The organism is Micromonospora sp. NPDC049102 (assembly GCF_043197485.1).
In the GTDB taxonomy this organism is placed as follows: domain Bacteria; phylum Actinomycetota; class Actinomycetes; order Mycobacteriales; family Micromonosporaceae; genus Micromonospora.
The window spans coordinates 14,662-26,836 of record NZ_JBICTE010000013.1; the positions used below are offsets into that span (position 1 = coordinate 14,662).

Sequence of the window (12,175 nt, forward strand, 5' to 3'; positions counted from 1 at the left end):
GAAACTTCCGGAAACTTGCGGGTACCAGATCACTGGAAGCCCCTCGTACGGTAGCCGGTCTTATCGCGATAGGACAGGGGTCTTGACCGCTGGGGGAACTGCTCGTAGCGTCCCGGCCATCGATCGGTAATACCGACGAAGCAATGAAAGTTCCGGAGATCCAGGTTCGAACCCTTGCCGGCTCGGCCGGCGTCCGAGCACACCGTGAGTCCCCGAAGGGATGGATCATGACAGCGCACCTCTCCCGCCGATCGCTGCTCGGCCTTGCCGGCGCCGGCGCCGGCGCCTACCTGCTCAGCGCCTGCAGTGGCGATGACAAGTCCAGCGACCCGAACGCGCCGCAGACGATCAACTGGTGGCACATCCAGAACACCGAGCCGATGCTGCCGGTCTGGGCCGCGATGGCCAACGAGTACAAGACCGCGCACAGCAACGTCACGTTCACCATCCAGCCGCTGGAGAACGAGGCGTTCAAGGCCAAGCTCACCACCGCCACGCAGGCGGGCGACCCGCCGGACCTCTTCCAGTCCTGGGGCGGCGGCGTGCTCAAGCAGCAGGTCGACGCGGGTCTGGTCAAGGACCTCACCGATGACGTGAAGGACCTGGTCGGCGGCATCCTGCCCGCCGCCATGGGCCCGTACACGATCGACGGCAAGATCTACGGCATCCCGTTCGACATCGGCATGGTCGGGTTCTGGTACAACAAGGACCTCTTCACCCGCGCCGGCATCACCGAGCCCCCCACCACCTGGGTCGCCCTGCTGGACGCGGTCCGCAAGCTCAAGACCGCCGGCATCACCCCGGTCGCCATCGCCGGCAAGGACAAGTGGCCGGCCCACTTCTACTGGTCGTACCTGGCGATGCGCATCGGAGGCGTCGGCGCGCTGCAGAAGGCCGTCGACGACAAGAACTTCGACACCCCCGACCTGGTCGCCGCAGGTGAGCGCCTCAAGGAGCTCGTCGACCTGCAGCCGTTCCAGAAGGGCTTCCTCGGCGCCGAGTACGGCTCCCCGGACGGGCAGGCCGCCACCATGGGCAACGGCGGCGCGGCCATGGAGCTGATGGGTCAGTGGGCGCCGGCGGTGCAGGCCTCCAGCTCGACCAGCAAGAAGGGCATCGGCGACAAGCTGGGCTTCTTCCCGTTCCCCGCCGTGGACGGCGGCAAGGGCACCGCTACCGAGGTCTTCGGCGGCGGCAACGGCTTCGCCGTCGGCAAGGACGCCCCGGCCGCCACGATCGACTTCCTGAAGTTCCTGCTCAGCGTCGACAACCAGCGTCGGTCCGCCAAGACCGGCGCGGTCCTGCCCACGGTCAAGGACGCCACCGACGCCATCAGCGACCCGAACAACAAGGTCGTCGCGGAGACCCTGGCGAAGAACACCGGCTTCCAGCTCTACCTCGACCAGGCGTACGCGCCCGCGCTCGGGCAGCAGATCAACGACAGCGTCGCCGAGATCATCGCCGGTAAGAAGGCGCCTGCGGCGATCCTCAAGGACATCACGCAGGTGGCGAAGACCGCCTGACCGTGACCCCGTACCCATCCGTAGCCGGCGATCGACATCGAGTGGAGCAGGAATGACCAGGCCATCGACCGTGTCGTACACAGGGCGCGGCGACACGGCGACAGATCCGCCGGCACCGGGGCCGGGCACCGCGCGACAGCGCGGCCGCCAGCCCCGGCCGGGGCGGGGTGGCGTCCTCGCAGTGTTCCTGACGCCCGCCCTGGCGCTGTTCGTGCTGCTGGTCATCACGCCCATCGTGGTGGCCGCCTACGCCAGCCTCTACAAGTGGAACGGCTTCGGGTTACCGGAGAACTTCGTCGGGCTGGACAACTACACCCGCGCCTTCGGCGACCCGACGTTCCGGGGTGACCTGTGGCGCGGCCTCGTGCTGGTGCTGCTGTCGCTGACCGTGCAGCTGCCCGTCGCGTTGGCCCTGGCCATGCTGCTCAACCAGCCTTTGCGCGGCCGAGCCGTCTACCGGCTGATCTTCTTCGCCCCGTACGTGCTCTCCGAGGTCACCACGGCCGTCCTGTTCACCCTGGTGTTCTCACCCAACCGGGGTCTGGGCGAGTCGGTCTCCAGATTCCTGGGAGCGGAGGCGGGAGCGGTGTTCGCCGATCCGTCCACCGTGCTGTACGCCGTCTTCCTGGTGGTGTCCTGGAAGTACTTCGGCCTGTACATGATGCTCTTCCTGGCCGCCCGACAGGGCATCCCGAAGGAGCTGTCCGAGGCCGCGGTCACCGACGGCGCGACCGCCTGGCAGGCGTTCCGCCATGTCACCCTGCCGCTGCTCGGGCCGACGATCCGGATCAGCATCTTCCTGTCCGTCATCGGCACCATCCAACTGTTCGACATGGTCTGGGTGCTCACCGGCGGTGGTCCGATCCACTCCTCGGAGACCATGGCCGTGACGATGTACCAGTTCGGGTTCCGCCGGTTCGAGGTCGGCTACGCCAGCGCGATCAGCATGGTCATGTTCCTGCTGAGCCTCGTCTTCGCCCTGTTCTACCAGCGCGTCGTCCTGCGTCGGGACACCGCGGGCGCGATCACCAACCAGGGAGGCCAGCGATGACCACCAAGACCAGTGGCGCCCAGCGGACCCGCAGCATCGTGCTGCACCTCGTCTGCATCGGCGTCGGCGCGCTCATCGTCGTGCCGGTCTGGTTCGGTGTGATCGGTGGCTTCAAGGACAACGGCCAGCTGTCGACCAACCCGCTGGGCCTGCCCGACCCCTGGGTGCCGTCGAACTACACCGACCTGTTCGCCTCCGGAGTGTTCTGGCGGCAGCTCGGCAACAGCCTGCTCATCGCCGTCAGCAGCACGTTCGTCGTCGTCGCCGCGGCGGCGATGGCCGCGTTCGTCTTCGCGCGCTACGCCTTCCGGGGCCGCGAGTTCCTGGTGACCCTGTTCGCGATCGGCCTGATGTTCCCGTTCGCGGTGGCGATCCTGCCGCTGTTCGTCCTGCTGCGCTCCATCGGCCTGCTGGACAACCCGCTCGGCGTCATCCTGCCCCAGGCCGCCTTCGGGCTGCCGATCACCATCATCATCCTGCGTCAGTTCTTCCGTACCATCCCCGCCGAGGTGGAGGAGGCCGCCGTCCTGGACGGCTGCAGTTCCTTCGGGTTCTTCTGGCGGGTCCTGCTGCCGATGGCCCGCCCCGCGCTGGCCACCGTATCGGTCCTGGCCGTCGTCACCAGCTGGAACAACTTCATGCTCCCGCTGGTCGTCTTCAGCGATCAGAGCTGGTGGACCCTGCCCGTCGGGGTCCAGGCGTTCCAGGGCCAGTACGCCGCCGACACCGCCCGGGTGCTCGCGTACGTCGTCCTGTCGATGCTCCCCGCCCTGGGCTTCTACGCCGTCGCCGAACGCCAACTCATCGGCGGTCTGACCGGCAGCGTCAAGGGGTGACGACACCAGATCGCCGACCAACCTGAACGATCCCGCCAGACGAAGGAGCGGACCGTGGGCTCCGACAACGGCCGAAACGTCACCATCGCGATGATCGCGCGACTGGCCGGTGTCTCCGTGCCCACGGTCTCGCGGGTCATCAACGGCCGCACCGACGTCGCTCCCGACACCCGGGAGCGCGTCGAGGCGCTGCTCAACCAGCACGGCTACCGCCGGCGCACCCAGGCCCGGCGGACCGAGGCCGCACTGATCGACCTGGTCTTCAACGACCTGGACAGCCCGTGGGCGGTGGAGATCATCCGCGGGGTGGAGGACGTCGCCCGTGCCAGTGGCGTCGGCACCGTCGTCTCCGCCATCCACTGGCGCATCTCCTCGGCCAAGCAGTGGCTGGACAACATGCGTACGCGATCCACCGAGGGCGTCATCTTCGTGACCTCGATGGTGAACCCACCACTGCAGGCGGAGCTGCGTCGGCTGCACCTGCCGGTGGTCATCATCGACCCCGCCGGGGTCGATCCGCAGGAGTCACCCACCATCGGCGCGACCAACTGGGCGGGCAGCCTCAGCGCAAACCAGTACCTGCTGGGCCTCGGGCACCGCCGCATCGGCTTCATCGCCGGGCCACCACACCTGATGTGCAGCCGGGCCCGGATGGACGGCTACCGTGCGGCTCTGGGCGCCGCCGGCATCCCCGTCGACGAAGCCCTCATCCGGCCCGGCAACTTCTACCACGAGGCCGGCTTCACCTCGGGTACGCAGCTCCTGTCCCTGGCTTACCCACCCACCGCCATCTTCGCCTCCAGTGACCAGATGGCGCTGGGCGTCTACGAGGCCGTCCGCAAACGTGGCCTGCGGGTGCCCGACGACATCAGCGTGATCGGCTTCGACGACCTGCCGGAGGTCCGCTGGTGCTCCCCGCCGCTGACCACCGTCCGCCAGCCCCTCTCGGAGATGGGCATGCTGGCCGCCCGGACGGTGCTGCGGCTCGCCGGCGGCGAGAAGACCGAGAGCCCGCGCATCGAACTCGCCACCGAACTCGTCGTCCGCGACAGCGCCCGACCACCCCGCTGACCGCGCGGCCCGTCGCCGGTACGTCGACCGCGCTCAGGCGTCGCGCAGGGCATCCTCGACGCCGGTCTCGCGGCGACCGAGGTGCGCGGGCTCCCGGCCGGACAGCACGTCCACCGCCGCCTTCAGACAGGCGCCGTTCTCGCGCAGCGACCCGAACCGCCACGTCCGGGAGTACCGCTTGGCGCTGTCGTCGCCCACCCCCTGGGCGTCGATGCCGAGACGCCGACACAACGCCACGGCCCGCGGCAGGTGGAACGACTGGGTCACGACCGTGGCCCGTTGCACGCCGAAGATCTGTCGGGCCCGCGCACACGAGTCGTAGGTGTCGAACCCGGCGTAGTCGAGGACCACCTTGTGCGCCGGCACGCCCCGGTCGACAAGCCATCGCGACATCGCCTCGGGCTCGTTGTAGTCGGCGTTCATGTTGTCGCCCGACACCAGGATCGCGCTCACCCGCCCGGCGTCGAACAACCGCCGCGCGATCTCCAGCCGAGCGGCGAGGACCGGCGACGGCTCGCCATCGGTGTCCACCTTGGTGCCCAGGACCAGGGCGACCGGTGCCGCCGGAACGTCGGCCTCGTCGTAGAGGTGGCCGGCGGCGGTGTCACGGACCCACCGCACGCTGGCGACGGTGCTGCCGGCCAGGACCACCGCACCCACCACCAGAGCCAGGAGAGTACGACGGACGAGCCGTCGACGTTCTCCGTACCACCGCGCCACACCGAGACGTCCCCGCATGCGGGCGAGACTAGTCCGGCGGCCCGGGGCGGTCAGCGGCGCACGCGGTAGCGCAGGTGCAGCACCCGGTTGCCGTGGATCACCACGTCGGGGTCCTCCAACAGGTGCTGCGCGTCGACCGATCCGAAGTAGCGCTTGCCGGACCCGAACACGACGGGTACGACGTCCATGCGCACCTCGTCGACCAGGCCGGCGGCGAGCACCTGGCCGCCGACATCACCGGCAGCGACCTCGACGATGCGGTCACCCGCGAGCTCCTGCGCCCCCGCCACGGCTGCCTCGACGCCGTCGACGAAGTGGAACGGCACCCCGGGGTCCCAGCCGTCGGGCCTGCCCCGGTGGGTCACGACGACCACGTGGGCGATCCCGCTCGGAGGTTGTCCGTCCCAGCCGTCGGTCAGGTCGAAGACATGACGGCCGACGACTGTCACCCCGACCTGGTCCCAGTACGGCCGGATGTAGTCGTAGGACGCCTGCGACACCGTCAGCGCGCCGCTCTCGTCCAACGGGACGTCACCGCTGGACAACCAGTCGAACAGCGGGCCGGGCTGGTCTTTCTCGTCCGCGACGAAGCCGTCCACCGACACCGAGCTGTACAGGACCACCGTGCCCACGGGGCTCTCCTCTGTCTGGGGATGCCCTCAAGTTAGCGTGTCGTGAGCTGCGGCTCTTGTAGGAAATCAATCGGTCGGCAGCGGCCAGCCGTCCAGCACGTGGCCGGGGTGTTCACGCAGGAACCGCCGCCGGACGTCGACGTATCGGGTCGGCGTGAGCCCGGTGAACTTCCGGAACTCGTGGCCGAAGTGCGCCTGGTCGAAATAACCGGCGCTACCGGCGAGATCGCCCCAGTCGATCGGTCCGGCGGGGTCCATCGCGAACACGGTGGCGGTGAACCGTGCTGCTGACCCCGGCCGCGACGCTCAGGTCGCCGATCGCCACCGCCCCGCTGGTAGCCGCGATGACGCCGCTCGTGTGGCGCACGAGCCCCAGACCGGCGGCGTCGCACAGCCGGCGCATCAGCTCCTCCTCGAGCAGCGTCACCGCCGCCGGTGGTGCGGGATGCACCTGCCCGCGTGCGATCGCGGCGGCCGGCGTCAGCAGCAGCCAGAGCCAGAGGGTGTGCGCGGCGACGAGCAGCAACCCTCGTCGGCGGGTTCCGCCGGACCCTGTCGCACCGGACGACATGGTGGACACCGTATCGGGGGTCACCGGCGGGTGGTGGACCGCCGGTAGGCCCACGTCGCGAGGGCCGTGAACGCCAGCGTCCACGCGGCGAGCACGGCGAGCCCGGACGGGGTGGGCGCCAGCCCGGCGGCCGAGCGCCACCCGAGTTCCGCGAACCGGTACGTCGGCAGGGCGTGGGCCAGGTGGCGCAGCACGCTCGGGAAGTAGGCCACGGGCACCAGGAGGTCGCCCAGCACCGACAGGCCGAGGAAGGCGAGGAAGTTGACCGGCTGGGCGAGCTGCGGGGTGAGGCCGTACCCGATGGCGAGCCCGAGCAGCGCGAACGGCACCGTGCCGACCCACATCAGCAGCAACAGCGCGGCCCACCGGCCGGCCCCCAGCTCGACGTGGTGCTGGATGCGTCCGGCGCAGCCGACGGCGATCACCGACGGCACCCCGCTGAGCGTGCAGACCAGGGCCTTCGCGATCACCGCCTGCCAGGCGGGCAGCGGGGTGACGCGGAGCTGGCGCAGCCAACCCGACGCCCGCTCCTGAGAGACCGACGTGCCCACCGAGAGCACGCCCGCCACCGCGCCGTAGCCGGCCAGACCAACCATGAGGGCCACCGCCGCGTCGACGCCCTCCAGCCGGTCGCCGTCAAGACCAACCCCGGAGAAGATGAGGTACGTGACCACGGGCGTGAGGACGGTGAACAGCAGCAGCCGCGGGTCGCGGGCCAGTCGGCGCAGTTCGAATCGCAGGTAAGCGCGCATGTCAGTGCTCCATCGGTGTCGCGGTGCGGGTCGTCGGTGTCGCGGTGAGGGTGAGGAAGGCGGTCTCCAGGGCGGCGGCGGTGACCTCCAGGCCCTGGAATCCACGCGTGCCGGCCAGGGCGAGGACGGTGGCGTCGGCGTCGTCGGTGGTGAGCGCGACCCGGCCGCCCCGGACCTGCACCGACCGGACCCCGGGGAGCGCGTCGAGGCCGTCGAGCGGCCCGCCGGCGACGTCGAAGGAGACGGTGCGACCGCCGGCCAGCGCGCGGATCTGCGCGGGCGGCCCGTCGGCGACGACCCGCCCCGCGGCGAGCACCACGACCCGGTCGGCGAACTCGTCCGCCTCGTGCAGGTGGTGGGTGCTGAAAAGGACGGTGTGCCCGTCGGCGGTGTACCGGTCGATGGCCGCCCAGAACGCCTGCCGGGCGGCGACGTCCAGCGCGACGGTGGGCTCGTCGAGGACCAGCAGGTCCGGGTCGCCGGCAAGCGCGAACGCGAACCGTGCCCGCTGCTGCTCGCCGCCGGAGAGTTTGTCGAGGCGGCGGCCGGCACGCTCGGTCAGCCCGGCCAGCGCCAGTAGCCGGTCGGTCTCCACCGCTCGCGGATAGAGCGCCCGGGCCAGGTCGACGACCTCCCGGACCGTGGGGAGGTGAGCCAGCGCGCGCCGGCGGGCATCAGGTACAGCGCGCGGCGGGCGACGGCGTCGCCGTTCGGGCCGAGCTGGTGAGGTCGGCATGGGGCGCGGTATCGGTCTTCCGGCCGGCCCGTTTCCCCATGCCGCCTCCCGAACCGGACGTGCCCGTTTCCGAGCATCCGGCTCTCCACAGGTTCCTGTTGATGTCAGGTGCTGGTGTTGCGCGTTGCCCAGCGGGTCGGGATCTTGCCCCGGTATCGATACCGGCTGACCGTGATCGATGCCGGGTTGAATAGGGTGATCCCGTCGGCGGTGGGTACCCATCCGGGCATGAACCGCCGCCGTAGGGCCTTCCACGACAGTCCGGGGTGTCGTTTGCGGATCCAGTACGCTACCCGCCGCCAAGTGAAGTGGCCGAGGTAGTTGAACGTCGCTTTCGACACTCCATGTTTGAAGTAGTTGGCCCACCCTCTGGTCGTGGCGTTGACCCGCCGTAGGAGTCCGGCCAGGTCATGTGACGCGTTGCGGCGCGTCAGGGTCCGCACCTTGGCCGTGACCGCCTTCAAGGCTTTCTTGGCCGGGTAGGTGTAGACATACGATTTGTTCGTGCCTCGCTTCTGGTGCCGCCGGATGCGGAAACCGAGAAAGTCAAAGCCCTCGTCGATATGCACCACCGCGGTCTTGGCCGGTGATAGGCGTAAGCCCATGGGTGCCAAGACCGTGGCGACTTCTTCGCGGAGTTGTTCGGCGTGCTCGCGGGTGCCTGTGACGAGGATGACGAGTTCATCGGCGTATCGGACCAGCCGCCAGTTCGGCAGCCCTTTGAGACGTCGTTTCTGCCGCCGCGATTCTGTCGACATCGCCGTTGCTTGCCAGTGCCCGTGAACGTGATCATCGAGTATAGACAGGGCGATGTTGGCCAGCAGTGGTGAGAGGATCCCTCCCTGTGGTGTGCCGGTGATCGTCGCTTCTCGGTCGCCGGTCTCGGTGAGGACACCGGCTTTGAGGAAGGCTTTCACCAACGCCAGGACCCGTTTGTCTCCAACCCGTTTACGCACCCGGTCCATCAGGGCCGCGTGGTCAATCGAGTCGAAACACGCCTCGATGTCCGCCTCCAACACCCACTCGTAGGGTGCCGGTGACCCGCCCACCCGGGGTCAGGGTGACGCCGAGTGACCGGGCCAGGTCGTCGACGGTGCGGCTCAGGCTGCGTGCCGGGATCGCGACGCGGCCGGTGTCGAGGTCACGCACGAGCGGCACGCCCCGGCCGAGCAGGGTGAAGGTGAACTCCGCGGCGGCGGCCGAGTCCAGCGGGTACGTGTAGGAGCCCCACGGCCAGGCCAGCCCGCTCCGGCCGCCGGCGATCCCCCCGAACGAGCTGGGCCTTCGGCCGGACGGTGTCGCCCGTGTAGATCGTGGACACGCCCATCAGCAGCGGGTTGCTCCAGGACGACACGTCGTAGAAGTACGGGAACGGGACGTACGGGTCCTCGCCCATGATCGCCTGGATCCAGTGCTTCTGCGGCTGGTCCATCGGGATCCAGTACGCGCCCTTGGGCACCGTGACGTTGGTGGCGCTGCGGCCTCCGAAGACGCGGGCGGTGGGCACCCGGGTGGGCTTCTGCACCTCGTACACCTCGACGTCCATCCGGCGCAGCCGCTCGACGAGCCGGCGGACGTCGGCGAGCTGCCGGTCGGGCAGCAGGAAGTACGAGCGGATCGTCACGTCGGGCACCGGGAACTGGACCTCGTTGGTGGGCTGTACCACCTCGTTCGGCTCCAGCGTGCCCGCGCGGCCCTGGGCGAGCGCGTCGGTCCAGATGTCGAAGTAGCCGTCCAACACCGCACGCTTGTTGGCGGCGACCCAGCCGAGCGTCGACCACTGGGTGTGGAACTGCTGCTGCACCCGGTCGGCCACGGCCGACGCGCTGCCCTTCTCGTACGTCATGCCGGCCGCACCGAAGCCGGTGGTCGGCACGGTGTCGCCGTAGCCCATGAAGAACATGTCGTACGTGTCGTAGTTGAAGTAGCACTCGGTCGTGACGGTGTCGTCGCAGTGGTGGCCAGCACTCCGGTGACGACCCGGTCGGAGGCGCGGTCGACGGCCCCCAGGTAGGTGCGGACCTCGTCGTTGGTCACGACCCGATCCTGGCCGAGGCCGAGGGGGAAGCCGAGCGTCGCCTCCGGGGTCGGGACAGTACCCAGCCGTACGGTCGGGTCACTGCTGCACGTCGACGGTGGGGTGGCGCTCGCGGGTGGCGTGCCACCGAGCAGGGGAGTCGTGCCGAGCAGGAGCGCCATGGCGGTGGCACCCGCCAGCCGCTTCGGAGGGACCGTCCAGGACGGACGCGACGATGGGGTCATGTCTCGGGTTCCCTTCTGGGGGAAAGCCTCGCAGTGGCCGGAGACTATGAACGGGCCGACACGACGGTCAAGGTCTGATCGACTTCCGTGAGTGCGTGGGATGCCGGGTCCGGGACGGGCTGGCAGGATGGTGGTGTGACTCAGCGTTGTCCTGGAGGGAGCAGAACGTGTCGGAGACGATCACCATTGCGGTTCGTCCGGATCTTCCGTCTGCCGATGTCCCGCGCTCGCTGGCGTCCTGGCTGCGCGCCGACGACCGGCTGCGCGACGGGGTGACCACGACGCCGCCGACCGATGAGACGTCAACGGACGGCACGGACGTGCTGCGGGTGGCGATCGGCGACGCCGGCACTGTCATGGTGCTGGTCCAGGCGGTCGCCAGTTGGTTGACCCACCGCCGCGAGGACGTGACGGTGCAACTCGTGTTACCCGGCGGATCGTCGGCCGAGTTGGACGTCCGCCGGGCGCGGGACATGGACCAGGTGACGGCGCTCATCGAGGCCGCGGTGCGCGCGGTGACCCCGGAGTAGGGCCGACCCCCTGATCACTTGATGAGGAGCAGTTCGGGGACCGGTACTGGCAACTGCTGGTCATCAAGTGATCAAGGGAACCGCGCTTCGGGTACGGCTACCAGGTGGTCAGGCCTAGCCCTAGGCCGATCGTCCTGGTCAGGGTGGCGTTGTCGTCGTCTCCGTCGAGCGACCAGATCATCGCCCCGCCCAGACCGGCCCGCCGGATGTAGAGCGTCTTCTGCAACACGACCGCCGGGTCGTCGTACGTCCAGAGGGTCGTACCGTCGAAGAGCCAGGGCGACGACAGCGGTGAGGCGGCGGTGACGCAGTTGACGCATCGGCACTCCCACGAGGGATCAAACAGAATTAGTAAAGACACTTATCTGATTGATGAAGTTAAGCCGATCACGCTCTGCGGTCAAGAGTGGCCCCTCCGCCACCGCCGCCTCTGCCGGTCAGCCGACCTGGCTGTTGTCCTTCATCGACCCCCAGCCGTGCCAACGGTCGATCTCGATCAGGGCGCTGACCCGACCGCGCTCCCGACGGGGGTAGGCGTTGCCCGTGTAGTGCCGCGACAGCCGGTCGATGTCGACGAGATCCTCGTCCGCGCGCAGCTCGGCGACGTGCCCGATGATGCTCACGTGGGTGTACCACCCGGCCTCGTCCAGCACGGTGAGGGAGACCCGGGGATCGTTACGGACGTGCTCCAGGCGGCGGCGGCTCTCGTCCATGTTGACCAGGATCCGGTCGTCGTCCCACAGGTACCAGGTCGCGGCCGACACCGGCTGGCCACCATTGCGAAGCGTGGTGATGACAGCCGGGTTCGGCTTCTGGAGCATCTCGACCGCGGCCTCGGGAAGCGGTGGCTTGGACATGTGTCTCCTCCTCGCGTGGAACTGTTACCCCTGCACCGTACGCACCGGCGGGCGGCAGCCGGGCGACATGCCGACCAGTTCGGCGAGGCGGGGTACGGCGAGGACTCAGCGCAGCTCCTGGATGCGGACCATGTTGCCGGCCGGATCGCGGAAGGCGCAGTCCCGCATTCCGTACGGCTGCTCGGTCGGCTCCTGGACCACCTCGACGTCACCGGACTGCACCTTCTCGAAGGTGCCGTCCAGGTCCCGGGTCGCCAGCAGGATCCACCCGTAGGTGCCCTTGGCCATCATCTCGGTGATCGTGCGCCGCTCGTCCTCGGTGACGCCCGGGTCGGCAGCCGGGGGCGCCAGCAGGATGGACGTGCCGGGCTGGTCGACGGGCCCGACCGTGATCCACCGCATCGTGCCCTGACCGAAGTCGCTGCGGACCTCGAAGCCGAGGACGTCGCGGTAGAAGGCCACCGAGGCGTCCGGGTCGACGTGCGGGAGAACTGTCGTGTGAATGGTGATGTCCATGCTGGTCATGCTAGGTAGGCCCGCCAGCGGTGACTTCTCGATTCCTGATCGATGCGGCGGGTGCCCGCCGGTACGCACCCGCGTGCGGGCCGCCGGAACGGGCCGGTGAGGATGGGTT

Annotated in this window: 16 protein-coding genes; 5 read left to right on the plus strand and 11 right to left on the minus strand. The window is 69.2% G+C overall.

Annotated elements, in window-relative coordinates:
- Nucleotides 1–227: 227 nt before the first annotated feature.
- From ACGFH9_RS15245 to ACGFH9_RS15260, 4 genes are all read left to right on the plus strand, one after another.
- The gene (locus ACGFH9_RS15245) at nt 228–1,523 is read left to right on the plus strand and encodes an extracellular solute-binding protein (protein ID WP_393219097.1); all 1,296 of its coding nucleotides are present in this window, start codon (nt 228–230) and stop codon (nt 1,521–1,523) included.
- Between the two features lie 181 nt (nt 1,524–1,704).
- Entirely contained in the window at nt 1,705–2,574 is an 870-nt protein-coding gene (locus ACGFH9_RS15250) for a carbohydrate ABC transporter permease (RefSeq protein WP_393219100.1), read from the plus strand.
- Nucleotides 2,571–3,410, plus strand: coding sequence for a carbohydrate ABC transporter permease (locus ACGFH9_RS15255; protein WP_393219102.1), 840 nt, complete (start codon nt 2,571–2,573; stop codon nt 3,408–3,410). The genes ACGFH9_RS15250 and ACGFH9_RS15255 overlap by 4 nt, the downstream gene beginning before the upstream one ends.
- Before the next feature lie 90 nt (nt 3,411–3,500).
- On the plus strand, nt 3,501–4,481 hold the full coding sequence (locus ACGFH9_RS15260; RefSeq protein WP_393219413.1) for a LacI family DNA-binding transcriptional regulator: 981 nt from the start codon (nt 3,501–3,503) through the stop codon (nt 4,479–4,481).
- A gap of 33 nt (nt 4,482–4,514) precedes the next feature.
- Here the strand turns inward: ACGFH9_RS15260 and ACGFH9_RS15265 are convergent, their stop codons facing one another.
- From ACGFH9_RS15265 to ACGFH9_RS15300, 8 genes are all read right to left on the minus strand, one after another.
- On the minus strand, nt 4,515–5,219 hold the full coding sequence (locus ACGFH9_RS15265) for a vancomycin high temperature exclusion protein (RefSeq protein ID WP_393219105.1): 705 nt from the start codon (nt 5,217–5,219) through the stop codon (nt 4,515–4,517).
- A 32-nt stretch (nt 5,220–5,251) separates the two neighbouring features.
- Nucleotides 5,252–5,833, minus strand: coding sequence for a dihydrofolate reductase family protein (locus ACGFH9_RS15270; protein WP_393219108.1), 582 nt, complete (start codon nt 5,831–5,833; stop codon nt 5,252–5,254).
- 66 nt (nt 5,834–5,899) lie between these two features.
- Nucleotides 5,900–6,091, minus strand: a complete 192-nt coding sequence (locus ACGFH9_RS15275; protein ID WP_393219112.1) for an AraC family transcriptional regulator — start codon at nt 6,089–6,091, stop codon at nt 5,900–5,902.
- Nucleotides 6,048–6,404, minus strand: coding sequence for a hypothetical protein (locus ACGFH9_RS15280; RefSeq protein ID WP_393219113.1), 357 nt, complete (start codon nt 6,402–6,404; stop codon nt 6,048–6,050). The genes ACGFH9_RS15275 and ACGFH9_RS15280 overlap by 44 nt, the downstream gene beginning before the upstream one ends.
- A gap of 20 nt (nt 6,405–6,424) precedes the next feature.
- Nucleotides 6,425–7,156: an ABC transporter permease gene (locus ACGFH9_RS15285; protein WP_393219116.1), complete on the minus strand. Its 732-nt coding sequence runs from the start codon at nt 7,154–7,156 to the stop codon at nt 6,425–6,427.
- A gap of 1 nt (nt 7,157) precedes the next feature.
- Nucleotides 7,158–7,892 (minus strand): ATP-binding cassette domain-containing protein, encoded by a 735-nt coding sequence (locus ACGFH9_RS15290; protein ID WP_393219118.1) that lies wholly within the window; start codon nt 7,890–7,892, stop codon nt 7,158–7,160.
- A 104-nt stretch (nt 7,893–7,996) separates the two neighbouring features.
- Nucleotides 7,997–8,911: a reverse transcriptase domain-containing protein gene (locus ACGFH9_RS15295; RefSeq protein ID WP_393219120.1), complete on the minus strand. Its 915-nt coding sequence runs from the start codon at nt 8,909–8,911 to the stop codon at nt 7,997–7,999.
- Nucleotides 8,912–9,033: 122 nt separating this feature from the next.
- A complete protein-coding gene (locus tag ACGFH9_RS15300) occupies nt 9,034–9,795 on the minus strand; it encodes a hypothetical protein (protein WP_393219122.1) in 762 nt (253 codons plus the stop codon).
- 526 nt (nt 9,796–10,321) lie between these two features.
- Between ACGFH9_RS15300 and ACGFH9_RS15305 the strand changes: the two genes are divergently transcribed.
- A complete protein-coding gene (locus ACGFH9_RS15305; protein ID WP_393219124.1) occupies nt 10,322–10,684 on the plus strand; it encodes a hypothetical protein in 363 nt (120 codons plus the stop codon).
- Between the two features lie 97 nt (nt 10,685–10,781).
- Here ACGFH9_RS15305 and ACGFH9_RS15310 read toward each other — a convergent pair whose 3' ends face one another.
- The 3 genes from ACGFH9_RS15310 to ACGFH9_RS15320 form a co-directional block, all read right to left on the minus strand.
- Nucleotides 10,782–11,045: a glycosyl hydrolase family 18 protein gene (locus tag ACGFH9_RS15310; protein ID WP_393219127.1), complete on the minus strand. Its 264-nt coding sequence runs from the start codon at nt 11,043–11,045 to the stop codon at nt 10,782–10,784.
- Nucleotides 11,046–11,121: 76 nt separating this feature from the next.
- Entirely contained in the window at nt 11,122–11,541 is a 420-nt protein-coding gene (locus ACGFH9_RS15315) for a PPOX class F420-dependent oxidoreductase (protein ID WP_393219130.1), read from the minus strand.
- Between the two features lie 105 nt (nt 11,542–11,646).
- The gene (locus ACGFH9_RS15320) at nt 11,647–12,057 is read right to left on the minus strand and encodes a VOC family protein (protein WP_355240016.1); all 411 of its coding nucleotides are present in this window, start codon (nt 12,055–12,057) and stop codon (nt 11,647–11,649) included.
- Between the last annotated feature and the right edge of the window lie 118 nt (nt 12,058–12,175).